We start from the raw sequence: 23,918 nt of genomic DNA, 5'->3' as shown, positions 1-23,918 counted from the left end.
GCGAAAATTGCGTTCGTGAAGGCCGAAGCCCGATCAGAGCCGCCAGGCCGAGCGCACCGCCACCATCACGTTATCGCCCCCCGAAACCCGTTCGCGGCTGAAGGCGCGGAGAACTTGGCCATCGCCAAGCAACAGCTTCACCGCATAGCGCTCGCCCTCATAGAGCACGCTGTCGACGAGAGCGGGAACGCCCTCCCCGCCGATCACCACATCCTCGGGCCGCACGAGGATATCGCTCATGTCACCGCCCGTACCGGTAGTCTCCAGCGCCGCACGCATCACGTCCCAATCAAGCGCGCGCTTATCACCAAGCGGTGATGCAAGACGCAAGATAGCACCACGGCCGATCAACCCGCCAACCATCCGCCCCTCCGGCCGCGCATAGATTTCGGCAGGCGCCGCCACCTGCAGCAGCCGCCCTTCCGACATCACGGCAACGTCGGTCGCCAGCGCCATCGCCTCGCTCTGGTCGTGCGTCACATAGATCATCGTCGCGCCGGAGCGCTGATGGAACTCGCGGAACGTCTCTTCCATCTCCTGCTTCAGGTGCCGGTCGAGATTGGCGAGCGGCTCGTCAAGCAGCACGACATCGGGCGATGTCACCAGGCAGCGGGCCAGCGCCACGCGCTGCCTCTGGCCGCCGGAGAGATCTGCGGGGCGCCGGTCCGCATAATCGCTGAGCCGCACCGTCGCCAGCGCCTCGCGCACCTTGCTGCGGTAGGCCTCGCCCTTCACGCCGCGCACCTTCAGCGGATATCCGGCATTGTCGGCAACGCTCATATGCGGCCAGAGCGCGTAGGACTGGAAGACCATCGCCATGTTGCGCCGCTCCGGCGGCAGCGATTGCGATGCATCGGCAAGCAGCCGCTCGCCGAGATGGATCGAACCATCCGTCGGCGTCTCGAAGCCTGCGATCATCCTCAGAACCGTCGTCTTGCCGCAGCCTGAGGGGCCGAGCAGCGCCAGAAAGCCGCCGTCGCGCACATCGAGCGAAAGACCGCTGACGGCCGCACGCCCGGTGCCGAAATCCTTGCTGACCTGATTGAGCGTCAGTTTCGCCACGGCACCACTCCCTTGGGCAGCCGCTTTGCCATCAGTTCCAGAAGCAGCATCATGAAAACGACCATCAGCACGACCAGCACGGAGAGCGCCGAAGCGAGATCCGAACTGCCGCTGTCGTCGAGGTTGTAGATCGCGACACCCAGCGTCTGCGTCCCCGCCGACCAGAGCAGCGCCGAAATCGTCAGCTCGTTGCAGGCAATCAGGAAGACGAGGATGACGGAGGCGCCGGCAGCAGGCGCGATCAGCGGCACGATGATATCGGCAAGCCGCCGGAAGAAGCCGGCTCCCGCAAGACGCGCAGCCTCTTCCAGCGCCGGATCCAACTGGTGGAAGGCGCTGACGACGGGCTTCAGGCTGACGGCGAAGAAGCTCGAGAGATAAGCAACGAGAATGATCCAGACCGTGCCGTAAAGCGTGACGTTGACAACCGGCAGCGGCGCCGCAAAGACCAGAATGAAGGATACGGCAATGACGATGCCGGGCAGCGAATAGGGTATCTCGATCGCGCTCGAAACCAGCCGCGCCAAGAGATCCCGCCGCCGGCTGAGCGCATAGGCGGCAAGCACGGTCACCACCAGGAGACACAGGGCAGCACCCACCGCCAGCGACAGCGAATTGACGAAGGCAGTGCGGGTGATCGTCTGGCGGAACAGGATTTCCGAGAAAGCGTGAAAGGACATGGTCTTGAAGGTCAGCGGCACGCCGTATGCCGGAACCAGCGCGCCCGCGACCAGCGCGAAGAACGGCGCCGCCAGCATGAAGAACAGCACGATCCAGAGCAGCGGCGTGAAAATGTGGCGCCAGCCGCCGAGCTCGAAGGCTGCCGTCGCCCCGGAGAGCCCAAGCACCCGGTAATCGCGCCCGCGAAGCGCCCGCTCCTGGATGGCGAGACCCGCGACCGAGATCAGCGCGATGATCGCCGAGAGCAGCGCCACGTCCCCGAAAGTGCGGCTGGTGAAGGCCGAGAATTTCGAGAAGATCAGCGTCGGCAGCGTATAGATCGAGGCCGGAATGCCGAGGATCGCCGGAATGCCGAAATTGCCGGTGCAGGAGACGAAGGAGATCGCCGCACCCGCGATGACACCGGGCAGTGATAGCGGCACGATGATGTCGCGAAACACCCGCAGGCTGGAAGCGCCGGAAAGCCTGGCCGCCTCGACGCCATCGCGCGGCAGGCTCATCAGCCCGGCCCTCAATGCGAGATAGACGAGCGGCGCATGCTGGACGCCGTAGAGCAGCGCGATGCCGCCGACCGAGTAGAGCGGCTGCGGCGTTCCGAGCGGCGGCGCGATATGCAGCGCCTTCAGAAGCGGGCTCGATGGCCCTGACATCTGCACCCAGGCAAGCGCCGTCACCTGCGGCGGGATCATCATCGGCAGCACGAACAGGAAGCTGATCAGCCCCTTGCCGCGGATATCCGTCAGCGTCAGCAGGAAGGCGAAAGCGCAGCCGATGACGAGCGAGATGATGGTCCCGAACACCGCCGTCACCAGCGTATAATAGGTCGCCGACCAGAGCGCCGGGTCGCCGAGCACCGCCCCTGCCCCGCCATTCGACAGCGCAGCGATGCCTGCCACCGCCAGCCGCGCCAGCGGCAGGACGCTCAGAACAAGCACCACCAGAATGATAAAGGGAAACAGCCAGGCAGGCTGGCTGTTTCCCGGACGAACGTAACCCTGCATCGACTATCCGGTTTCGATCAATTCGACCCGTAGATACCCGAGAAGGTCTTCAGATCCTGATCCGTATTCTTCAGCGCCTCGGCGGCATTGATCGGCAGCACCTTGATGCTGTCGCGCGCCGGAAAGCCTTCCGGCAGCTTCATGCCGTTGCGGGCCGGAATATAGCCGAGTTTCAGGAAGCCTTCCTGGCCTTTTTCGGAGAGAACGTAGTCGACGAACTTCTTGGCCGCATCGGCGTTTTTGGCGCTGGCGAGGATGCCGACCGGCTCGGTCACCGCAGAAACGCCTTCTTCCGGGAAGACGAACTCGACCGGCGCGCCCTTGGCTTTTTCGCGGATCGGCATGTAGTCGACGACCATGCCGTAAGCCTTTTCGCCCGAGGCGACGGCCTTCAGAATGGCGCCGTTGCCGCCGGCAGCCGTCGCGCCGTTATCGGCGAGCGCCTTGTAGTAATCCCAGCCGAGACCGGAAACGCCGGCGAGCGTCTGTGCATGGATCAGCGCAGCACCAGAGGTCAGCGGGCTCGGCATGGTGACGAGACCCTTGGCTTCCGGCTTGGTCAGGTCCCTCCAGCTCGTCGGCTTCATCGAGGCCGAGGTGTTGTACATGATGCCGGTGGTGATCAGCTTGGTCGAATAATAGTAGCCGTCGGCGTCATAGAGCGCCGCATCGTAATTGGCGGCTTCCGGCGACTTGTAGGCCATCAGCTTACCGGCTTCTTTGAGACGCTCGAGCGTCACGGTGTCGGCGATCAACAGAACGTCAGCAACCGGATTGCCGGCCTCGATCTCGGCCTGCAGCTTGGCCATGATCTTCGGCGTGCCGTCGCGCACCCAATCGACCTTGATATCGGGGTTGGCGGCCATGAAGCCGTCGACGGTCGCCTGCGCGTCTTCGTTCGGCTGGCTGGTATAGAGCACCAGGTTGCCGGCATGGGCGGAAACGGAGACGAGACCGGCCGCGATCAGCGCAGCGAGAGCGGAGAGCTTCTTCTTCATGGTGATATCCCTGAGCGTGAAAGTTAGCCGTTCCATAGACAGGCCGAATAACATGATTGTGACAGTCGGCTAAAGATGCCGCGTCGAAGACCGCCATCTGCGCTTGACCATGACGCCGAGCCGCTATTTGTTTGCGGCAGATTGCGCGTTTCCGTTTAAATTTGGGAGAGAGGATAATGGAATATCGTCTGCTTGGCCGTTCCGGCCTGAAGATTTCAACCGTGACCATGGGCACCATGACCTTCGGCGGCGTCGGCTGGGCGAAGGCGACAGGCAGCCAGGATGTGGCCGAAGCCAGCCGCCTCGTCGATCTCTGCCTCGATGCCGGCGTCAACCTGATCGATACCGCCGACGTCTATTCGGCCGGCGCCTCCGAGGAGATCATCGGCGAAGTGCTCGGCGGCAAGCGCAAGAACGGCGTCATGCTCGCCACCAAGGCCCGCTTCCGCATGGGCGACGGGCCGAACGATGTCGGCTCCTCGCGCCAGCACCTGATCGAGGCCTGCGAAGCCAGCCTTCGCCGCATGAAGACCGATGTCATCGACCTCTACCAGCTGCATGAATGGGACGGCCAGACACCGGTCGAGGAGACCATGGAAGCGCTCGATACGCTCGTGCGCCAGGGCAAGGTCCGCTATATCGGCTGCTCCAACTTCTCCGGCTGGCACATCATGAAGGCGCTCGGCGTCTCCAGAGAGCATAACTACCAGCGCTTCGTCAGCCAGCAGATCCACTACACGGTGGAAGCCCGCGATGCCGAATATGAGCTGCTGCCCGTGTCGATCGACCAGGGCCTCGGCGTCCTCGTCTGGAGCCCGCTGGCCGCCGGCCTGCTCTCCGGCAAGCACCGCCGCAACCAGGCGACGCCTGAGGGCACCCGCCAGTTCGCCGGCTGGCCCGAGCCGCCGATCCGCGACGAGAACCGTTTGTGGAATATCGTCGATACGCTGGTCTCGATCGCCGAAAGCCGCGGCGTCTCGGCAGCTCAGGTGGCACTCGCGTGGCTGATCGGCCGCAGGACGGTCACGTCGGTCATCATCGGCGGCCGCACGGAAGCGCAGTTCAAGGACAATCTCGCCGCAGCAGACCTGAAGCTGACCGCCGAAGAGCGCAAGCGCCTCGACGACGTCAGCGTCCCCCCGCTCCTCTACCCCTACTGGCACCAGCGCAATACGGCGAGCGACCGGCTGAGCGAGGCCGATCTCGAACTGATCGCCCCGCACCTGAACCAGTAAAAATCAGAGAATGATCGGCGCCTTTTAGGCGCCGATTTCCTGTGCGACCAGCGCTATCGAGACATGGCGAACCGCTATCCGCCGAGCCTTTCAAGAACCTTCGTAAATCTCAACCCGGTATGTTCATACCCGCAACGCTTGTAGAGGCGGTGCGCGTCTTCGCGGCGGGAGTTGGGTTTCACCGTCGCGAGGCGGGCGCCGCGGTCATAGAGCCAGCGCTCGCCATGAGCGACCAACAATCCGGCAATGCCTCTTCCCCTGAAGTTCGAGGAAACGACCAGCGCGACGATGGCACCATCAAGATCGTCCCGGTAGAGCGTTGGAGAGACGGACAAGCCAATCATTCCGGCAACTGCACCGTCTTCATCGGCGACAAATATAGAGTGGTCCTCACGGCCGCTCAGCCGCTCAACTCGGGCGGTCATTCTGTCGGAGGTTGTCGGATAACCCAGTTCGGCCATCAGGCTCGCCAGCTACTCGGCATCAGACAGAGTTGCCATCCTGACCTTGATCCCGCTCATCGTCGTTCCTCAACCTTCCGAAGCGGCGGGAAGATGCAACGCGAGGCGAGTCGATGCAACCGGGCATCCGACGAAAGGTCGCGTCGCACCAATCACGCAGACTATTCGCCCTAAAGCGCGCCGATCTCACCGGCGACCAGCTTGCCGAGACGACCGATGCCGTCCTCGATCATCTGATCGTTGGCGCAGGAGAAGCTGAGGCGGATGGTGTTGGCGCCCGAGCCGTCGGCGAAGAAGGCCTTGCCGGGAACGAAGGCGACGCGCGTGGTCTCGATCGACTTGGCGAGCAGCGCCGCGCCATCCATGCCCTCCGGCAGCGTGATCCAGATGAACATGCCGCCTTCCGGTTTCGTCCAGCTGACACCATCAGGCATATGCCGGGCGAGTGCTGCCAGCATCGCATCGCGGCGGTGGCTATAGGCAGCCTTGATCTTGGCGACCTGCGCATCGAAACCGCGCTCGGCGACTTCGGCGATGGCAATCTGGTTGATCGTCGAGGAATGCAGGTCTGCCGCCTGCTTCATCAGCACCAGCTTGCGGATAACGGGGGCATTGGCGACGATGAAGCCGACGCGAAGGCCCGGCGCCAGCGTCTTCGAGAAGCTGCCGCAATAGATCGTGCGGGTATCGTTGATATGGCCCTTTTTGGCGATCTCAAGCGACAAGATCGGCGGAATCGCCTGGCCGTCGTAACGCAGATTCTGATAGGCAGCATCCTCGATGATGGCGATATCGAGATCTTCGGCCAGCGCCAGAACCTTCTCGCGGCCCTCGCGATCGACGGTCTCGCCGGTCGGGTTGGAGAAGTCGGCGGAGAGATAGGCGAATTTCACCTTGCCGCCGTTCTGCGTGGCCGCCGCCTTGTAGCTCTCCGGCGTGCGGTTGCCGTTTGGCGTCAGCTGGTCATAGGACGGCTCATAGGCGTTGAAGGCCTGAAGCGCGCCGAGATAGGTCGGCCACGTTACCAGCGCCGTATCCTTCGGCGACAGGAAGAGCTTGCCGAGATAGTCGAGGCCCTGCTGCGAACCGGAGACGATGAAGACGTTTTCGGCCTCGCAGGGAATACCGAGACCGGCCATCTGCTTCACCAGCCATTCGCGCAGCGGCTTGTAGCCTTCGCTGACCGAATATTGCAGCGCCGAGTTGACCGCGCCGCCATCGAATATCCCGGCATAGGCCGCCTTGAACTCCTTGTCCGGAAACAGCGCCGGATCCGGAATGCCGCCGGCAAAGGAGATGATATCGGGCTGATCGAGCAGTTTCAGCAGTTCACGGATTTCGGAGGCGCGCATGCGTGACGAGCGCGTCGCAAACATTTCATCCCAGTTCAGCATCGGGGTTTCCTCAGTCTCTTTTTGTGGTGCTGGCAGATCATCACGGCACAGAATTTATGTCAACAATACTGACCTATTTTCTTGTCCCGGTGACAAGTTTGGGCGAATTGGCCCTCGAAAGCAGCACGGATGAGGAAACCGGGCCGAATTGGCCTGAACATTCGCCGCATCCGGCCATCATTCGCTGACGAAATGCCGAAACTCGCTGAAACAGACCTTTCCAAAACAGGTGCGGCAGCAGTAGTGTGCCGCGCATTATTCAATGGACTACCAAGGTGCCAGCAATGACCGCGACGTCGCCCTCTCCTGAAATCACAATCGAATTCCACAAATCTCCGGTCTCCGATGCCGACCGCATCAAGGCGATCGAAACACCCGGATTCGGCAAGGTCTTCACCGATCACATGGTCCTGGCAAAGTGGACAGCCGACAAGGGCTGGCACGAGGCTAAGGTCACGGCTCGCCGCCCGCTGGAACTCGACCCCGCCAGCGCCGTGCTGCACTACGCCCAGGAAATCTTTGAGGGCATGAAGGCCTACAAGGCTGATGACGGCCGCGTCCTTCTCTTCCGTCCGGAAGAAAACGCCCGCCGCTTCGCCCAGTCGGCTGCCCGCATGGCAATGCCCGCCGTGCCGGAAGATCTTTTCCTGAAGGCCGTCGAAGAGCTCGTCCGCGTCGACAAGAACTGGATCCCTTCGGGCGATGCCAGCCTCTACCTCCGCCCGTTCATGTTCGCCAACGAAGCTTTCCTCGGCGTTCGTCCGGCGCAGGAATATATCTTCTGCATCATCGCCTCGCCCGTCGGCGCTTACTTCAAGGGCGGCGCCAAGGCCGTGTCGCTCTGGGTCGAGACGGAATACACCCGCGCGGCCGCCGGCGGAACCGGTGCAGCGAAGTGCGGCGGCAACTATGCGGCCAGCCTCGTGGCCCAGGCCGAAGCCGCAAAGAAGGAATGCGACCAGGTCGTCTTCCTCGATGCAGCCGAACACCGCTGGGTCGAAGAACTCGGCGGCATGAACGTCTTCTTCGTGATGAACGACGGTACGGTCGTCACCCCGCCGCTCGGTGGCACGATCCTGCCGGGCATCACCCGCGCTTCGGTCATCGTGCTTGCCGAGGAAAAGGGCCTGCGCGTCGAACAGCGTCCCTATTCCTTCGACGAATGGCAGGCTGATGCCAAGAGCGGCAAGCTCGTGGAAGCCTTCGCCTGCGGCACGGCCGCCGTGCTCGCCGGTATCGGCCTCGTGCGCCACGCCGGCGGCGAGTTCCTGGTCGGCGACGGCCAGACCGGCAAGCTGACCACCGACCTGCGCCAGCAGCTCGTCGGCCTGCAGAAGGGCACCACCAACGACGAGCGCGGCTGGACCCGCCTCATTCCGGCCTGACCTCGCGTTAGCCGCAACGGACGAAACCACCTTCGAAACCGGGCCTCTCGCCCGGTTTCTTGCTATTGGAGAGGTCCCCAGCATGTCCAACGACGAAACCTCAGCCTTCTACGACGGCAATGCCGAAACCTACGCTTCCCGCGAGCGCCGTCTGCCAACAAGACGCCTCGACGCCTTCCTCGCCGCACTCCCGGCGGGCGCAAAAATCCTCGAACTCGGCTGCGGCGGCGGGCAGGACAGCGCCTATATGCTGGGAAAGGGTTTCGACGTGACGCCGACGGATGGATCGGCAGAGCTCGCCAGGCAGGCGGAAAAACTGATCGGCCGGCCAGTGACCGTCATGCGCTTTCAGGACCTGCAGGCAACCGGCAAATTCGACGGCGTCTGGGCCGAAGCCAGCCTGCTGCATGTTCCCCGCGGGGAACTTTTCGACGTTTTCTCCCGCATCCACAGCGCGCTGAAACCGGGCGCTCCCCTGCATGCCAGCTTCAAGGCCGGCGAAGCCGAGGGACATGACGGCTTCGGCCGCTATTACAACTACCTCTCGCCCGATTGGCTCTCGCAGTGCCTGACGTCAGGCGGCTGGCGCAACATTGCGCTATCGGAGGCCGACGGCGGCGGCTACGACGGCAAGCCGACCCGCTGGCTCTTCCTCACCGCCCGCAAATAGCAAAAAGGCCGGAGCTTACGCTCCGGCCTCTCGCAATATCAGTCGCAACAGCGATTAGTTGACCGACTTGTCGACCAGCTTGTTCTTGCCGATCCACGGCATCATGCCGCGGAGCTTGGCGCCAACTTCTTCGATCTGGTGGCTGTCGTTCATGCGGCGGATGCCCTTGAAGCGCGAGCCGCCGGCACGGTATTCCTGCATCCAGTCGGACGTGAACTTGCCGGTCTGGATGTCGTGCAGGACGCGCTTCATTTCAGCCTTGGTTTCAGCGGTGATGATGCGCGGGCCGGTGACGTATTCGCCCCACTCCGCCGTGTTCGAGATCGAGTAGTTCATGTTGGCGATACCGCCTTCATAGATCAGGTCGACAATCAGCTTCACTTCGTGCAGGCACTCGAAATAGGCCATCTCCGGAGCGTAGCCGGCTTCGGTCAGGGTTTCGAAACCAGCGCGGATCAGCTCGACGAGACCGCCGCAGAGAACGACCTGTTCGCCGAATAGGTCGGTTTCGCACTCTTCGCGGAAGTTGGTTTCGATGATGCCCGAACGGCCGCCGCCGACACCGCAGGCGTAGGAGAGAGCGAGTTCAAGAGCGTTGCCCGAAGCGTTCTGGTGAACGGCAACGAGGCAGGGAACGCCGCCGCCCTTCTGGTATTCGCCGCGAACCGTGTGGCCCGGGCCCTTCGGCGCGATCATGACGATGTCGACCGAGGCCTTCGGCTCGATGAGGCCGAAGTGGATGTTGAGGCCGTGTGCGAAAGCGATCGCAGCGCCGTCACGGATGTTGGCGGCGATGTCGGCCTTGTAGATGTCGGCCTGCAGTTCGTCCGGGGTGGCCATCATCATCAGGTCGGCCCAGCCGGCAGCTTCGGCAACGGTCATGACCTTGAAGCCGTCGGCTTCGGCCTTCTTGATCGTCGGCGAACCGGCCTTGAGGCCGATGACGACGTTCTGTGCACCGCTGTCCTTCAGGTTCAGCGCGTGGGCGCGGCCCTGCGAACCGTAGCCGATGATGGCGACCTTCTTGGACTTGATCAGGTTGAGATCGGCATCACGATCGTAATAGACGCGCATTGTAGAGTTCCTTCCCTTTTGCTTGTCGCATCGTTTGATAGACGCGGAGATCAGGCGAGTGCCGGCATCTCCGCAAGAACCTTCTCCGTGCCGTAAAGGCGCAGGAAAGCGGTGACCGCCTTCTCCGCCTGACGGCCCGTATCCTTGAGGCCCGGTTCGCCGAGCAGCATGCGCACATGCAGGTCGGAGACAACAAGGCCATAAAGCGTGTGATATGCCTCGTCGGCATCATGAAAGCGTAATAGCCCTGCCCGCTTGCCGGCATCGATCAGCGCCATGGCGCGGCGGTCGATCTGGCGGCGGCCGCGTTCGAGCAGCAGCTTGCCGAGCTTGGAGCCGTCGCGATGGGACTGGCCGATCGCCAGGCGGTTCAGCGCCAGCGACACGTCGCCGGCGAGAACTTCCAGGAGATCGCGGGCAAAGATGACGACGTGGTCGTGCAGGCTGGCCGAGGTCAGGCGCTCGCCGTTGCGCTCGAAGGTGCGCACCTTGCTGGCCTGATAGGCGATCATCGCCGACAGCAGGCCGTCGCGATCACCAAACCACTTGTAGAGGCTTTCCTTCGAGCAGTTGGCGGCACGCGCCACACCCGAGGTCGTCAGCGCTTTTTCTCCGCCATCGACGAGAAGCTGCAACGCCTGCTCCAGAACGGCGTTCTGACGCGGCGAAAATTCGCTGGGCTCCAAGGTTTCGGCAGACACGATAAGCACTCCCCAATACGTACCGTACGGTACGGTTCGCGGCGTGTTATGAACGAGGCGCTTTTCGCCGTCAAGCGAAATTCGTTGCTGCGGCGCATCAAAAGAAAAGCGCTACTCGGCGGCCATCTGCCCGCGCATCGCCTCGATGTCCTTCAGCGGCGGCAGACCGTAGAGACGGCTATATTCGCGGCTGAATTGCGACGGGCTCTGATAGCCGACGCGGTATCCCGCCGTCGCGACATCGACATGCTCGGTCAGCAACAGCCGGCGCGCCTCATGCAGGCGCAACTGCTTCTGATATTGCATCGGCGTCATCGCCGTGACCGCCTTGAAGTGATGATGCAGCGAGGACGCGCTCATGCTGACGTGGTCGGCTAGGTCCTCGATGCGCAGCGGCTGGACGAAATTTGTGCGCAGCCAAGCGACTGCCCGGGCAACCTTGTGGCTCTGGCTTTCGGCAAGCGTCATGTCGAGCAGCCGCGGACCATCGGGGCCGCTGAGCAGCCGATAGGATATCTCCTGCTCGATCAGCGGCGCCATCGCCGGAATGTCCTGCGGATTATCGAGCAAACGCAGCAGCCGGGCCGAGGCATCGAGCAGCTCCGGCGGCGCCGTCTTGACCACCAGACCGCGGGCATCGTCAGGCGATGGCGGCACGCGCTGGATCCTGGTCTTCGACAGGAGATCGGTGAGCTTTTCGCTGTCGATGAACAGCGTGAAGCAGAGATAGGGAATATCGGCCGTCGCCTGCGTCACATGCGAGGCAACGGGAAGATCGAGCGAGGTCAGCACATATTGCCCGGCGCCATAGACATGCACGTCGGAGCCGACCATCAGCCGCTTGCTTCCCTGCAGCACCAGCGAGAATCCCGGCTTGTAGGCCATGTGCTGCAGCCGCGTCGGACAGCTGCCCTTGAAGACATGCAGGTTCTCGATCGCCGTCTCGGAATCCCCGTCTTTCCTGGCGTAACGGGCAATGATCGATGTCATTTCATCGAAGGGGCCAATATGTAACGTCATAACATTACCATTTGTTTTCTTGATGTTACGCCACAGGCGCTTGGCCAGATCATGGAGCGGATGGCGTTTCGGCGCAAGGAGATTTGCAGGATCGTACAAGAAGCTTGCAGGATCGCTATACCGCTTGTGACGAGAGCCGGGGCATAGTCCGCCATCCCTTCCACCCTCCTGAAAAGAAGGAACTACCCCATGCCAATCGCAAGAGGCTATGCCGCTACCGACGCATCCAAGCCGTTGACGCCGTTCACCTTTGAACGCCGTGAACCGAATGCCGACGACGTCGTCATCGACATCAAATATGCAGGCATCTGCCATTCGGACATCCATACCGTCCGCAACGAGTGGAAGAACGCCGTCTACCCGATCGTTCCCGGCCACGAGATCGCCGGCATCGTCACCGCCGTCGGCGCCAACGTCACCAAGTTCAAGGTTGGCGACCACGTCGGCGTCGGCTGCTTCGTCGACAGCTGCGTCGGCTGCGCCAGCCGCGATGTCGACAACGAGCAGTATATGCCCGGCCTCGTCGGCACCTACAACAGCGTCGAAGCCGACGGCAAGACGGCGACCCAAGGCGGCTATTCCGACTCGATCGTCGTCAAGGAAGGCTATGTCCTGTCGATCCCGGAAAACCTGCCGCTCGACGCTTCCGCGCCGCTGCTCTGCGCCGGCATCACCCTCTACTCGCCGCTCAAGCACTGGAATGCCGGCCCCGGCAAGAAGGTCGCGATCGTCGGCATGGGTGGCCTCGGCCATATGGGCGTGAAGATCGGCGCCGCCATGGGCGCTGACATCACCGTCCTCTCGCAGTCGCTGTCGAAGAAGGAAGACGGCCTGAAGCTCGGCGCCAAGGAATACTACGCGACGAACGATGCCGAGACCTTCACCAAGCTCGCCGGCACCTTCGACCTGATCATCTGCACGGTCAGCGCCGAAATCGACTGGAACGCCTATCTCGGCCTGCTCAAGGTCAACGGCTCGATGGTCGTCGTCGGCGCTCCCGAGAACCCGATCCCGGTTCACGCCTTCTCGCTGATCCCCGGCCGCAAGAGCATCTCCGGTTCGATGATCGGTTCGATCAAGGAGACCCAGGAAATGCTGGATTTCTGCGGCGAGCACAACATCGTCTCCGAGATCGAGAAGATCAACATCCAGCAGGTCAACGAAGCCTACGAACGCGTCCTCAAGAGCGACGTCCGCTACCGCTTCGTCATCGACATCGCCTCGCTGGCGGCCTGATGAAACAAGAAGGGGCGCCAACCGGCGCCCCTTTTTCGTCATACCCGGATCTTCTCGGGCGTCACCCATCTGCCCCTAATTCTCCTCCCGCATCGTCTCCTTCTGCGTGATCAGCCGCGCGCTGTGCTGGCCGCTCAGATAAATCCACAGCCAGCTCCAGGCGACGGCGAAGCGTGAGCGGGTTCCGATCAGGAAATAGATGTGGGCGATGCCCCAGACCCACCAGGCGAGCCAGCCCTTCAGCTTGATCCTGCCGAAATCCATGATCGCCGCACTCTGGCCGATCGTCGCAAGGCTGCCCTGATGCCGATAGCGGAAGGCTGCGGGCGCCTGCCTCCCGGCGATCCTGGCGCGAATGACCTTCGCCACATAGGAACCCTGCTGCTTGGCCGCCGGCGCAATGCCGGGAACCGGTTTTCCATCCGCCTGGATCACCTGCGCGGTATCGCCGATGACGAAGACATCAGGCAGCCCCGGTGCCGTCAAATCCTTCTCGACCACGGCGCGTCCTGCCCTATCGGCGGCAACGCCCAGCCACCTGGCAGCGGCAGAGGCCTCAACGCCCGCGGCCCAGACAATCGTCCGGCTGGCGATGAACTTCTCCCCAATCGACACGCCGTCGGCGCTGCAATTGGTCACCGGCTCACGCAGATGCACCTCGACGCCGAGCTTCTCGAGCTCGCGCTGCGCATAGGCCGAGAGCTCCTCGGCAAAGGCGGGCAAGACGCGCGGCCCAGCCTCGATGAGCACGACGCGGGTCTTGCGCGTATCGATATTGCGGAATTCGCCCGGCAGCGCCTTGTGCGCCAGCTCGGCGATGATGCCGGCAAGCTCGACGCCTGTCGGTCCGGCACCGACGATCGTAAAGGTCAGCAGCGCCTCGCGGATGGCGGGATCGGTCTCGGTCTCGGCGCGCTCGAAGGCCAGCAGCAGGCGCCGGCGGATCGTCGTCGCATCCTCGAGCGTCTTCAGGCCGGGCGCCACCGGCTCCCATTCGTCGCGACCGAAATAGGCATGCGTCGCCCCGGTCGCCAGCACCAGCGTATCGTAGGGCAAGGTCATTCCGTTGCGTAAGCTGACGGTCTTGGCCGCACTGTCGACGCCGGTGACTTCGCCGAGCAGCGTCGTCACATCGGGACGATTGCCGTAGAGATGACGGATCGGCCAAGCGATCTCGGAGGTCGACAGGATGGTCGTGGCGACCTGATAGAGCAGAGGCTGGAAAAGATGATGGTTGCGCCGGTCGACGAGCGTGATCGCCGCGCCGGCACCCTTGAGATCATTGACGAGCTGCAGCCCGCCGAAACCGCCGCCGACAACGACGACGCGATGTTCGCTCATGACAACCCCCTTTAGCGTCATTCAGCCGACGCTAATGTCGTCACTTCCAGGGCAGTTTCAATGAACGTTTGCGAATAGCTCCCCTGCAGCTATCCGGCATATCCGACAGGGATCGTCGTGCCACTCTTCAGGATTTCCATCGAGATCGAGGCGGAGACATCGAAGAGCTCGATCTTGCGGACGATCTGCTTGTAGATGACATCGTAATGCTCGACCCGCGGCAGGACGATCTTCAGGATATAATCGTGATTGCCCGTCAGACGGTGCGCCTCGACGATCTCCGGCACGCTGCTGATCGCCTTGCGAAAGCTCTCGATCCATTCGTCGGAATGATGCGCGGTCTTGATCAGCGCGAAGACGGTGGTCGGAACCCCCATCTTCTCCCGGTCGAGCACGACGATCCGCCGCGCAATATAGCCGCTCTCCTCCAGCCGCTGGATGCGCCGCGAACAGGCCGACACCGAAAGCGAGACCCGCTCGGCGAGCTCGCTCACGGATATCCCGGCATCCGCCTGCAGCAGGTCGAGAATCCTGCGGTCGCGATCATCAAGCATTGCGTGACCTCCATAATGCGCTCAATTTTTGCACGATCATTCATTTTATCGCAAAATGGAAGCGCCATGTCGCATTACCGGTGAAACAATGCAAACATTCGGCGCGCGGTGTGCGGCATGATTTGCACATCGAATACATGACATGGGAGAACGGAAATGCGCACAATCGGCCTGATCGGCGGCATGAGCTTCGAGAGCTCGGCAGTCTATTACCGGATGATCAACGAGATGGTGCGCGAGCGCTGCGGCGGCCTGTCCTCGGCCGAACTGCTGATGCATTCCGTCAACTTCGAAGACATCGTCGCCATGCAGAAGGCCGGTGACTGGGATGGCGCCGCCCGCCGCCTCGGCGACGTGGCCCTCAAGCTTCAGATCGCCGGCGCCGAGTGCATCCTCATCTGCACCAACACCATGCATCTGATTGCCGAGAAGGTCGCAGCCCGCATCTCCGTGCCGCTGATCCACATCATCGACGAAACGGCAGCCTCGCTGAAGGCGGCGGGCCGCAAGCGCCCGCTGCTGCTCGCCACGCGCTACACGATGGAGCATGGCTTCTATGCCGATCGCATGAAGAACCTCGGCGTCGATATCGTCGTTCCCGAAGCCGAAGACCGGACCGTCGTTCACGACATCATCTTCAACGAGCTCTGCGCCGGCAAGGTGCTGGACAGCTCGCGCCAGAAGCTGATGCAGATCATCGAGCGCGAGAAGGCCAAGGGCGCCGACAGCATCATTCTCGGCTGCACTGAGATCTGCCTGATCCTCGATCCCGACAATCTGCCCCTGCCCGGCTTCGATACCACGGCGATCCACGCCCAGGCCGCCGTTGGCTTTTCCATCGGCGACGAGCGCAAGCAGAAAGCCGCCTGAGCATTTAGTTGACTCAGTCAAATAAATAATAGACAAAATCTTCGACAGGAGATTTTGTCCATGACTGATTCCGTGCTCATCGAAGCCGCCCGCGACTTCAACCGCTTCTACACCAACTTCCTCGGCGTCCTGAACAAGGCCTATCTCGATACGCCCTTCACGCTGACCGATGCGCGGGTTCTGTTCGAGATCGGCTCGCACAAGGGCATCAGCGCCACCACGCTCGCCTCTGATCTGCAGCTCGACCCCGCCTATCTCAGCCGCATCCTCAAGCGCTTCCGTGCAGAAGACCTGATCGAGACCAAAGCCGACGAAAGCGACCGGCGTAGCCAGATCATCCACGTCACCGACAAGGGACAAAAGCAGTTCGAAGAGTTCGGCCGCCGCTCCAACGCTCAGCTCGCCGAGCGTTTCGTGACACTGGCAGATGGCGAGCCGCAGAGCGTCGTTAGCGCCATGCAGACGATCCGCTCGCTGCTCGACCCCAAGGCCAAGTCTCCCGCCCCGATCATCCGCGCTCACCGCCCCGGCGATATCGGCTGGATCGTCCAGAGCCAGGCCAAGGCCTATACCGAGGAATACGGCTGGGACATGCGCTTCGAAGGCCTCGTCGCCGAAGTCGCCGGCAAGTTCCTGGCGCATTTCGATCCGGCCATGGAATATTGCTGGATCGCCGAGCGCAACGGCATCAACATCGGCTCGATCCTGATCACCAATGGCGGCGATGGCATCGCCAAGCTGCGGCTGCTCTATGTCGACAAGGCCGCCCGCGGCCTCGGACTTGGAAAGACGCTGGTCAACGAATGCATCCGCTTCGCCAAAGCAAGGGGTTACCGCCAGATCTCGCTCTGGACCAACGACGTCCTCCACCCGGCTCGCGCCATCTATGTGAAGGCCGGATTCAGGCTTGTCTCCGAGGAGAGACACCGCATGTTCGGCCCGGAGGAGAACGGCCAGACCTGGGTCCTCGACCTCTAAGGCCAATCGATTGGTCCTCTGACGCTTGTGCGTCGCAAAAATTTCTCTTGATTTGGAAACGATCATTTCCTAATTGAGTGAGCCATGACGACGCTCGCCCCCGAAGATGTAAGCCGCAGCCGCGGCCGCCCGCGCGAATTCGATATGGATGCCGCCCTCGACAAGGCGCTTCTGGTGTTTTCCGAACGCGGCTACCACGCCACCTCGATCAGCGAGCTGACCGAGGCCATGGGGCTGACATCCGGCAGCGTCTACAAAGCCTTCAAGGACAAGCGCGGCGTCTTTCTCGCCGCCTTCGACCGCTACCGGGCCATCCGCCGTGGCAAGATCAGTGAAAGCATGGTGGGCGCCGAAACCGGGCGCGACAAGCTCAGAGCCCTGCTCGGCCTCTACGCCGTCTCCTCGCATGGCGAATCCGGCCGCCGCGGCTGCCTCGTCGTCGGCAGCGCCAATGAAATCTCGACCTTCGACGCCGAAGCTGCCAAGCGCATCGAGGATGCCTACACGTCGAACGAGGAATTCATCCTTGATCTCATCATCATCGGACAGGCCGACGGCTCCATCTCGCCGTCCGTCAATCCGGCCGCAGCGGCCATCAGCCTGCTCTGCGTGATGAACGGCATGCGCATCGTCGGCAAGACCGGCAGCACGGCGGCCGAAATGAATGCGGTGGCCGAAACCGCGATGAAATTACTGACCTGACGCCACCTGCCTGAAACGGGTGGCCTGAACCGACTTTTATACCGATCCTCCCCCAGATCCGCATATTGGAGTTCTTATGAGCATTTCCTCGGCAACGGACGAGACGGCCGCCTCCCCGGCAATCTCGTCGCTGATGACATTTCTGTTCGCAGCCACCTGCGGCCTCGTCGCCGCCAACCTCTATTACGGCCAGCCGCTGGCCGGCCCGATCAGCGCCGATCTCGGCTTCACCCCGGCCGCCACCGGCCTGATCGTCACGCTCACCCAGATCGGCTACGGTCTCGGCCTTCTGCTGCTCGTGCCGCTGGGCGACCTCCTGGAAAACCGCCGCCTCGTCCTGGTGCTGATCGCCGCCTCCGCCGTCGCCCTCGTCGGCGCCTCATTCGCCTCCACGCCGTCGCTCTTCCTGCTCGCCTCGCTCTGTATCGGGCTTTCCTCGGTCGCCGTTCAGGTCGTCGTGCCCTTTGCCGCCCATATGGCGCCGGATGAAAGCCGTGGCCGCGTCGTCGGCAATGTCATGAGCGGTCTGCTCTGCGGCATCATGCTGGCCCGGCCCTTCGCTAGCTTCGTCGCCGAGGCCTCGTCCTGGCACATGGTCTATTACGTCACCGCCGTCATCATGGTGCTGCTGGTCCTGCTGCTGCGCGCCACCCTGCCGGTCCGCAAGCCGCATACGAAGCTCAGCTACGGCGCCCTGCTCGCCTCGATGGCCCACCTTGCGCTCACCTCGCGGGTCCTGCAGCGCCGCGCCCTCTACCAGGCCGGCATGTTCGGCGCCTTCAGCCTGTTCTGGACGACGACGCCGCTGCTGCTTGCCAGCCCCGCCTTCGGCTTCACGCAGAATGGCATCGCCGTCTTTGCGCTCGCCGGTGCCGCCGGTGCGATCGCCTCGCCGATTGCCGGCCGCCTCGCCGATCGCGGCATGACCAAGGCCGCCTCGACGCTGGCCATGCTGCTCGGCATGGGCTCGTTCCTGGTCAGCCATTTCGCAACGGATGGTTCGACACTGGCGATCGGCCTGCTAACAGCTTCGGCAATCCTGCTCGATTTCGGTGTCACCACCAATCTCGTCTGCAGCCAGCGTGCGATCTATGCGATCAGCGCCGAGCACCGCAGCCGCCTCAACGGCCTGTTCATGGCAACCTTCTTTGCAGGGGGTGCCATCGGCTCGGCCCTCGGCGGCTGGGCCTATGCAACGGGCGGCTGGACGATGACGGCCTGGATCGGCTTCTGCTTCCCGGCTTTCGCCTTCCTGCTCTTTCTCACCGAGGGACGCGGCAAGTAAGCCGTGTCTCAGCCTTCCGCGGCATCGAAGCGGAGACGGGCGGCGCGAACCGCATCATGGTTCGCTTCCGCCCAGTTCAACAGCGGCGCCATCGTCGCATAGAGCGAACGCCCGAGATCGGTGATGCGATATTCGACGCTCGGCGGCTTGGTCGGGAAAACCTCGCGCTCGATATAGCCGTCCCGCTGCAGGTCGCGCAGCGTCTGCGTCAGCATGCGCTGCGAGATATCCGGGATCTTCCGCCGCAGCTCGCCGAAGCGATAAGGCCGCGCCGACAACGCCTCGATCATCAGCGTCGACCACTTCCCGCCGATCTGCTGCATCATGTCCCGGACTGGACAGTTATCGAAATTCAGCTCGCCGAAATCGATCTCGCGGCGAATGCCGGATGCCGCTTTGCTCTTCAGGTTGACGACCGCGCCGCTCATGGGGTGGTTCCCTTTTGGTAACGTATGGCGCCAAAACTGCCTTCTTTACAGAACGCGGTCAATTCCTATTTTAGAGCTACTCTCTTTTTGAGACCACCAAGAGGAAGACCATGAGCGATACCATTCTCGTCACCGGCGCGGCCGGCCAGCTCGGCCAGCGCGTTGTCCACCACCTGCTCGAAACCTACAAGGTTCCGGCCGGCAGGATCATCGCCGCAACCCGCGATCCGTCGAAGCTCGCTGATCTCGCCACCAAGGGCGTCGCCACCCGCAAGGCCGATTTCGACGATGCCGCCGGTCTCGTCTCCGCCTTCGAGGGCGCCGGTACCGTTCTCATCATCAGCACCGATGCGCTCGCCGTTCCCGGCCAGCGCCTGAAGCAGCACACCGCTGCCGTTAACGCCGCAGCAAAGGCCGGCGTCAAGCATATCGCCTACACCTCGATGCCCTCGCCGGACAAATCGCTGGTCACCTTCGCGCCGGACCATCTCGGCACCGAGAACGCCATCAAGGCAAGCGGCCTGCCTTACACTATCCTGCGTGACGCCTGGTACTTCGACAATTTCATGATGTCGCTGCCGCATAATCTCGAAGGCGGCAAGTGGTACACGGCGACCAAAGGCGGCAAGGTGCCTTACATCACCCGTGAAGACTGCGCCCTCGCCATCGCCGCCGCCCTCGTCGGCAAGCCCGAGAACAAGACCTACACGCTGACGGGATCGACGTCCTATTCGATCGCCGATGTCGCCTCTGCCGTCACCGCCATCACCGGCCGCCCGCTCGAAGTGATCGATGTCACCGACGAGCAGCTTTCCGGCGGCCTGACCGGCGCCGGCCTGCCGTCCTTCGTCGTCGACATGCTGGTATCGGCCGACGCCAATATCCGCGCCGGCAATTTCGACAGCCTCAGCGGCGACTTCACGACGCTGACCGGCAAGGAGCCTCAGACGCTCCGCAAGTTCATCGAAGACCGCAAGGCAGCGCTCACCGCCTGATTGCAGGGGAAAAGAGTGCTGCAGGAGAGCCCGCTGCGCACCACCGCGGCGGGCTTTTCGCATCAGACCTTCTGGCCGCAGGCGCGGCAGAAGCGGCGGACGGTTTCCGCCATGCCGTATTCCAGCGCATCCGCCGTCAAGCCGTGGCCGATCGAGACTTCGGCGAGCTTCGGAATGCGCTTCACAAGCGGCGGCAGATTGGCGACCGTCAGATCGTGGCCGGCATTGACGCCGAGACCGATCGCCAGCGCCGCATCCGCCGTCTTTCCAAGCCCTTCGAGGATCGGCCCGACCCTCTCCGGCGCATCGTAGCAGCCGCCGTATGGGCCGGTGTAAAGCTCGATGCGATCGGCGCCGACCGCCTTGGCGATCTTCACCGCCTCGACATCGCCGTCGCCATCGGCAAACAGCGAAACGCGCGTACCCATTTTCTTCAGCTTGGCAATGACGTCCGTGAGCAGGGCTTCGTCCTTGCGGAAATTCCAGCCATGGTCGGATGTCGCCTGGCTGGGATCATCGGGAACCAGCGTCACCTGTTCCGGGGCAGCGCTGCGGCAGAGCTCGAGGAAATCTTCGGTCGGATAGCCCTCGATATTGAACTCGGCTTCCGGAAACTCGTCGTCGATCAGGTTGCGGATCACCGGCAGGTCGGAAAAGCGGATATGCCGCTGGTCCGGGCGCGGATGCACGGTCAGCCCGCTCGCTCCCGCCTTCAGCGCAATACGACCCAGCGCTTCGACGCTCGGCCACGGCAGGTCGCGGCGATTGCGCAGCATGGCGATGGCGTTGAGGTTCACGGAAAGCGTTGTCGGCATGGCGATGATCCATTCGGTGTCGGGGCGTGCTCCGCTTTTATGCCAATGGCGCCCTCAAGGCCAACGAGATTCGCAGATGGCCGCATGCAAATCTGTGATGCTTCACGCAGCGTGATGTCATCCGTACCGCTTTGAGTATTTCCCGTTCAGCTGGAAGAAATCTTTTCGCTCCCGCAAACGGCATCCGGCTATCTTTTCTCGGCATTCCGGGCATTCCGGCCCTCATTGCTATCCTATTTAAAAACGATTATTTTTAGCACTTACAAAAAAGACCGTTCACGCATAACGTGAAGAATATGGTTCGAGTTTAGTACGCCGCGTACTGCTTCCTTACCCAACGACAAGAACGCCTCGAGGAAACCCCACTCCACAGCGCCGTCGAAGCAACTGGCAACCGCATGAGGTGCAACAGTATGCCCTAGGAGGGTTCATGCCAGACGGTTCCAAACGCATGTTTGCTGCCGCCGGCAACGCTTCGGAGGCCCGGTCCAAATACCGGTTCCTGCCTTCTGCCGCGCTGCCGCCGGATCTCCCTGATGGACCGGTGCCCATCGCTGACATGGCGAATGCATTCGGTGTCACCCACAGGACCTTACATTTCTACGAAGAAAAGGGCCTGCTCTCGGCCAACCGCATCGGCCTGATGCGCGTCTACGGCCAGGACGACGTGATGCGCATGGCCGTCATCAACGTCTGCCGCGAAACCGGCATGCCGATCGCCGTCATTCAGGACCTGATGGACGAGCTGCGCCGCGCCCGCTCGCAGGACGAAGCCGAAGCGATGTTCCGAGAGGCGCTCGGCGTCCGTAAGCGAGAGCTGACGGCCGAAATGTCCACCCTGCACCGCCAGCTCCAGCAGGTTGGGGACCTGCTCGATCTCGACGCCCAGGGCGACATGCCGCCGCTGAACGACAACGACGATCCGGCCGGTCTCTCGGACAAGGAACGCCGCTGCCTGTCGCTGATGGCCGAAGGCTATTCGACGCAACGCATCGCCAGGGCATTGGATCTGACCCATGACGAGGCAAAGGCGCTCGAATCCGCGATCATCCTGAAGTTTCGGGCAAACAACCGCTTCCAGGCGATCGCCAAGGCCGTACTGCTCGGCATCGTCCAGGTCTGACGGAGAAATCCCAACAGGAACGGCGCCGCCACGCCTGTCCAACTACCGCACGATCGTCAGCGTCTCGGCCGCGCGCGTAATCGCCGTGTAGAGCCAGCGCTCGCGCGTATCGCGGAAAGCCCAGCTTTCGTCGAACAGCACGACATTGTTCCACTGCGAACCCTGCGCCTTGTGGACGGTCAACGCATAGCCGTAATCGAACTCGTCATAGCGCTTGCGGGTATTCCAGGGAATCTCGCCTTCGACATCCTCGAAGGCCTGCTTCAACAGCTTGATCTTAGCCGCCCCGCGATCCATGTCGTCGTCTTCTGGGCGGATCAGCAGGTTGATCCCCGGCTTCGTCGTCTCCTTCGACGACGTCATCACCTGCCAGAGCGAGCCGTTGAGCAGCCCCTTGGCCGGGTCGTTGCGCAGGCAGACGAGCTTGTCGCCGGTCTGCGGATAATCAGCCGAAAAGCCCTTCAGCTCGCGCAGCCGCTGATTATAGCGCCGCCGCGTCCGGTTGGTGCCGACAAGCACCTGGTCAGCATCCATCACCAGCGCCTGATTGACCTCGTTCTTCGAGATCACCTGCGCAGCCCCATAGTCGCCATACATGATCTCGTTGCCCTCGCGCACCTGCATGGCGAGCTTGATGATCGGATTGTCGCGGGCCTGGCGGTGGATATCCGTCAGCAGATAATCGGGATCCTGATTGGTGAAATAGCCGCCACCCGAAACCGGCGGCAACTGGCCGGGATCGCCGAGCACCAGGATCGGCGTGCCGAAGCTCATCAGGTCCCTGCCGAGCGCCTCGTCCACCATCGAGCATTCGTCGACGATGATCAGCGCCGCCTTGGCGACGGGGCTCTGCCGGTTGATGGTGAACATCGGCGCGATCGAGGTCTTGCCGGTCTCCTCATCCTCAACGGCTTCCTCGCCGCGCGGCCGGTAGATCAGCGAATGGATGGTCTTCGCGTTCGAAGCGCCCCGCGAGCGCAGCACCTGCGCCGCCTTGCCGGTGAAGGCCGCAAACAGCACATCGCCATCGACATTCTCGGCAAAATGGCGCGCAAGCGTCGTCTTGCCCGTTCCGGCATAGCCGAAAAGACGGAAGAGCGGTGACCTGCCCTCCTTCAGCCATTTCGAAACGGCCTTCAGGGCTTCATCCTGTTGCGGAGCAAATTGCATGATGATCGACTTGGCAGGATTCGCGAGCCGGACGCAAGGCGAAAACGCCTCGCAGTTGCGCAAGGCCGAGATTGAAAGGTGCCGCCCTCGCCCTTAGTCTCGCAGAACTCGCATCGAAGGGGAATCGCGTGAAGAATATTGCAGGCCTTGCTCTGATCACGGCATCGCTCGCGATGCCCGCCGCCGCTCATGCGGACTGGCAGCCCGTCGAGCAGATCAAGACCTATGCGATATCGGGCCGAACAGGCGCCGAGCTCTACCAGTCGATCGGCGAGCGCGGCCCCGCCGCCGGCAATGGCCGGGTGATCGCGCACACGACCTTCAAGCTCACCTGGACCCGCAAATACGAAGTGCAGCCGGACAATGCCTGCAAGATCACGGTGGCGCGCCCCAAGCTGATCATCACCTACACGCTGCCGAAGCCATCGGGCGACCTGCCGCCCGCCGTCAAGGCCAGCTGGCAGAGCTTCCTCGCAGGCGTCGAAACGCACGAGCACTGGCATGGCGAGACGATCAAGGAGATGGTCAGAGAGATCGAGGCCTTCAGCTTCGGCCTGACGGCAGCCGACGATCCGCAATGCAAGAAGATCCGCGTCACCCTGCAGCAGCGGCTCGGCGAACTCTCCGGCCACCAGCGCCAGCAGGGCCGCGATTTCGACAAGGTGGAGATGGGCGACGGCGGCAATGTCCAGACATTGATCCTGAAGCTGGTCAACGGCCCCTGATATCAGAAGGAAGG

24 protein-coding genes are annotated in these 23,918 nt (G+C 62.6%); 11 read left to right on the top strand and 13 right to left on the bottom strand.

Features of this window, described 5'->3' with window-relative positions; genetic code table 11:
* Positions 1-33: 33 nt before the first annotated feature.
* Genes ACODR6_RS21850 through ACODR6_RS21840 form a run of 3 tightly spaced genes read right to left on the bottom strand, consistent with a single transcriptional unit; the run spans position 34 to position 3,742 of the window.
* On the bottom strand, positions 34-1,062 hold the full coding sequence (locus ACODR6_RS21850; RefSeq protein ID WP_489024442.1) for an ABC transporter ATP-binding protein: 1,029 nt from the start codon (positions 1,060-1,062) through the stop codon (positions 34-36).
* Positions 1,050-2,744, bottom strand: coding sequence for an ABC transporter permease (locus ACODR6_RS21845; RefSeq protein ID WP_203428596.1), 1,695 nt, complete (start codon positions 2,742-2,744; stop codon positions 1,050-1,052). Before ACODR6_RS21845 ends, ACODR6_RS21850 begins: the two co-directional genes overlap by 13 nt.
* Before the next feature lie 17 nt (positions 2,745-2,761).
* Positions 2,762-3,742 (bottom strand): ABC transporter substrate-binding protein, encoded by a 981-nt coding sequence (locus ACODR6_RS21840; protein WP_489024440.1) that lies wholly within the window; start codon positions 3,740-3,742, stop codon positions 2,762-2,764.
* A 176-nt stretch (positions 3,743-3,918) separates the two neighbouring features.
* On the opposite strand from ACODR6_RS21840, the gene ACODR6_RS21835 reads away from it, so the two are divergent.
* The gene (locus ACODR6_RS21835; RefSeq protein ID WP_489024438.1) at positions 3,919-4,977 is read left to right on the top strand and encodes an aldo/keto reductase; all 1,059 of its coding nucleotides are present in this window, start codon (positions 3,919-3,921) and stop codon (positions 4,975-4,977) included.
* 74 nt (positions 4,978-5,051) lie between these two features.
* Here the strand turns inward: ACODR6_RS21835 and ACODR6_RS21830 are convergent, their stop codons facing one another.
* Both ACODR6_RS21830 and ACODR6_RS21825 read right to left on the bottom strand, forming a co-directional pair.
* The gene (locus ACODR6_RS21830; protein ID WP_489024435.1) at positions 5,052-5,438 is read right to left on the bottom strand and encodes a GNAT family N-acetyltransferase; all 387 of its coding nucleotides are present in this window, start codon (positions 5,436-5,438) and stop codon (positions 5,052-5,054) included.
* A gap of 170 nt (positions 5,439-5,608) precedes the next feature.
* Complete coding sequence (locus ACODR6_RS21825) at positions 5,609-6,832, bottom strand: aminotransferase-like domain-containing protein (protein WP_489024433.1); 1,224 nt, start codon at positions 6,830-6,832, stop codon at positions 5,609-5,611.
* 284 nt (positions 6,833-7,116) lie between these two features.
* Here ACODR6_RS21825 and ACODR6_RS21820 point away from each other — a divergent pair, with 284 nt between their 5' ends.
* The gene (locus ACODR6_RS21820; RefSeq protein WP_489024431.1) at positions 7,117-8,217 is read left to right on the top strand and encodes a branched-chain amino acid aminotransferase; all 1,101 of its coding nucleotides are present in this window, start codon (positions 7,117-7,119) and stop codon (positions 8,215-8,217) included.
* Positions 8,218-8,299: 82 nt separating this feature from the next.
* Complete coding sequence (locus ACODR6_RS21815) at positions 8,300-8,887, top strand: class I SAM-dependent methyltransferase (protein ID WP_489024429.1); 588 nt, start codon at positions 8,300-8,302, stop codon at positions 8,885-8,887.
* A gap of 54 nt (positions 8,888-8,941) precedes the next feature.
* On the opposite strand, the gene ilvC is transcribed toward ACODR6_RS21815, so the two are convergent.
* The 3 genes from ilvC to ACODR6_RS21800 form a co-directional block, all read right to left on the bottom strand.
* A complete protein-coding gene (gene ilvC, locus ACODR6_RS21810) occupies positions 8,942-9,961 on the bottom strand; it encodes a ketol-acid reductoisomerase (RefSeq protein ID WP_112387060.1) in 1,020 nt (339 codons plus the stop codon).
* A 50-nt stretch (positions 9,962-10,011) separates the two neighbouring features.
* Complete coding sequence (locus tag ACODR6_RS21805; RefSeq protein ID WP_112715303.1) at positions 10,012-10,662, bottom strand: TetR/AcrR family transcriptional regulator; 651 nt, start codon at positions 10,660-10,662, stop codon at positions 10,012-10,014.
* 111 nt (positions 10,663-10,773) lie between these two features.
* Positions 10,774-11,682: an AraC family transcriptional regulator gene (locus ACODR6_RS21800; protein ID WP_489024426.1), complete on the bottom strand. Its 909-nt coding sequence runs from the start codon at positions 11,680-11,682 to the stop codon at positions 10,774-10,776.
* 189 nt (positions 11,683-11,871) lie between these two features.
* On the opposite strand from ACODR6_RS21800, the gene ACODR6_RS21795 reads away from it, so the two are divergent.
* Positions 11,872-12,918, top strand: a complete 1,047-nt coding sequence (locus tag ACODR6_RS21795) for an NAD(P)-dependent alcohol dehydrogenase (protein WP_112715305.1) — start codon at positions 11,872-11,874, stop codon at positions 12,916-12,918.
* 75 nt (positions 12,919-12,993) lie between these two features.
* Here ACODR6_RS21795 and ACODR6_RS21790 read toward each other — a convergent pair whose 3' ends face one another.
* Positions 12,994-14,259 (bottom strand): NAD(P)/FAD-dependent oxidoreductase, encoded by a 1,266-nt coding sequence (locus ACODR6_RS21790; RefSeq protein ID WP_489024424.1) that lies wholly within the window; start codon positions 14,257-14,259, stop codon positions 12,994-12,996.
* A gap of 89 nt (positions 14,260-14,348) precedes the next feature.
* A complete protein-coding gene (locus tag ACODR6_RS21785; protein ID WP_489024422.1) occupies positions 14,349-14,813 on the bottom strand; it encodes an Lrp/AsnC family transcriptional regulator in 465 nt (154 codons plus the stop codon).
* 156 nt (positions 14,814-14,969) lie between these two features.
* Between ACODR6_RS21785 and ACODR6_RS21780 the strand changes: the two genes are divergently transcribed.
* The 4 genes from ACODR6_RS21780 to ACODR6_RS21765 all read left to right on the top strand — a co-directional run bounded on the left by ACODR6_RS21780 (position 14,970) and on the right by ACODR6_RS21765 (position 18,648).
* Positions 14,970-15,683 carry an aspartate/glutamate racemase family protein gene (locus tag ACODR6_RS21780; RefSeq protein ID WP_489024420.1) on the top strand — a complete coding sequence of 238 codons (714 nt, stop codon included), beginning with the start codon at positions 14,970-14,972 and terminating at the stop codon, positions 15,681-15,683.
* 60 nt (positions 15,684-15,743) lie between these two features.
* Positions 15,744-16,661 carry a bifunctional helix-turn-helix transcriptional regulator/GNAT family N-acetyltransferase gene (locus ACODR6_RS21775; RefSeq protein WP_489024418.1) on the top strand — a complete coding sequence of 306 codons (918 nt, stop codon included), beginning with the start codon at positions 15,744-15,746 and terminating at the stop codon, positions 16,659-16,661.
* A gap of 84 nt (positions 16,662-16,745) precedes the next feature.
* Positions 16,746-17,363: a TetR/AcrR family transcriptional regulator gene (locus ACODR6_RS21770; protein ID WP_489024416.1), complete on the top strand. Its 618-nt coding sequence runs from the start codon at positions 16,746-16,748 to the stop codon at positions 17,361-17,363.
* A 76-nt stretch (positions 17,364-17,439) separates the two neighbouring features.
* A complete protein-coding gene (locus ACODR6_RS21765; protein ID WP_489024414.1) occupies positions 17,440-18,648 on the top strand; it encodes an MFS transporter in 1,209 nt (402 codons plus the stop codon).
* Between the two features lie 8 nt (positions 18,649-18,656).
* Here the strand turns inward: ACODR6_RS21765 and ACODR6_RS21760 are convergent, their stop codons facing one another.
* Complete coding sequence (locus ACODR6_RS21760) at positions 18,657-19,076, bottom strand: winged helix-turn-helix transcriptional regulator (RefSeq protein ID WP_112715317.1); 420 nt, start codon at positions 19,074-19,076, stop codon at positions 18,657-18,659.
* Positions 19,077-19,186: 110 nt separating this feature from the next.
* On the opposite strand from ACODR6_RS21760, the gene ACODR6_RS21755 reads away from it, so the two are divergent.
* Positions 19,187-20,071: an SDR family oxidoreductase gene (locus ACODR6_RS21755; protein WP_489024412.1), complete on the top strand. Its 885-nt coding sequence runs from the start codon at positions 19,187-19,189 to the stop codon at positions 20,069-20,071.
* A gap of 62 nt (positions 20,072-20,133) precedes the next feature.
* On the opposite strand, the gene ACODR6_RS21750 is transcribed toward ACODR6_RS21755, so the two are convergent.
* Entirely contained in the window at positions 20,134-20,886 is a 753-nt protein-coding gene (locus ACODR6_RS21750; RefSeq protein WP_489024410.1) for a pyridoxine 5'-phosphate synthase, read from the bottom strand.
* Positions 20,887-21,316: 430 nt separating this feature from the next.
* Between ACODR6_RS21750 and ACODR6_RS21745 the strand changes: the two genes are divergently transcribed.
* Entirely contained in the window at positions 21,317-22,009 is a 693-nt protein-coding gene (locus tag ACODR6_RS21745) for a MerR family transcriptional regulator (RefSeq protein ID WP_112715323.1), read from the top strand.
* Between the two features lie 42 nt (positions 22,010-22,051).
* Here the strand turns inward: ACODR6_RS21745 and ACODR6_RS21740 are convergent, their stop codons facing one another.
* Positions 22,052-23,179, bottom strand: coding sequence for an ATP-dependent DNA helicase (locus tag ACODR6_RS21740; RefSeq protein ID WP_130278053.1), 1,128 nt, complete (start codon positions 23,177-23,179; stop codon positions 22,052-22,054).
* 173 nt (positions 23,180-23,352) lie between these two features.
* Here ACODR6_RS21740 and ACODR6_RS21735 point away from each other — a divergent pair, with 173 nt between their 5' ends.
* The gene (locus ACODR6_RS21735) at positions 23,353-23,904 is read left to right on the top strand and encodes a DUF922 domain-containing Zn-dependent protease (RefSeq protein WP_203430111.1); all 552 of its coding nucleotides are present in this window, start codon (positions 23,353-23,355) and stop codon (positions 23,902-23,904) included.
* The last annotated feature ends 14 nt before the right edge of the window (positions 23,905-23,918 follow it).

It is taken from the genome of Rhizobium sp. FG96 (assembly GCF_057808655.1).
Note: the sequence above shows the minus strand (reverse complement) of the source record. Positions and strands in the feature narration are given on the sequence as shown.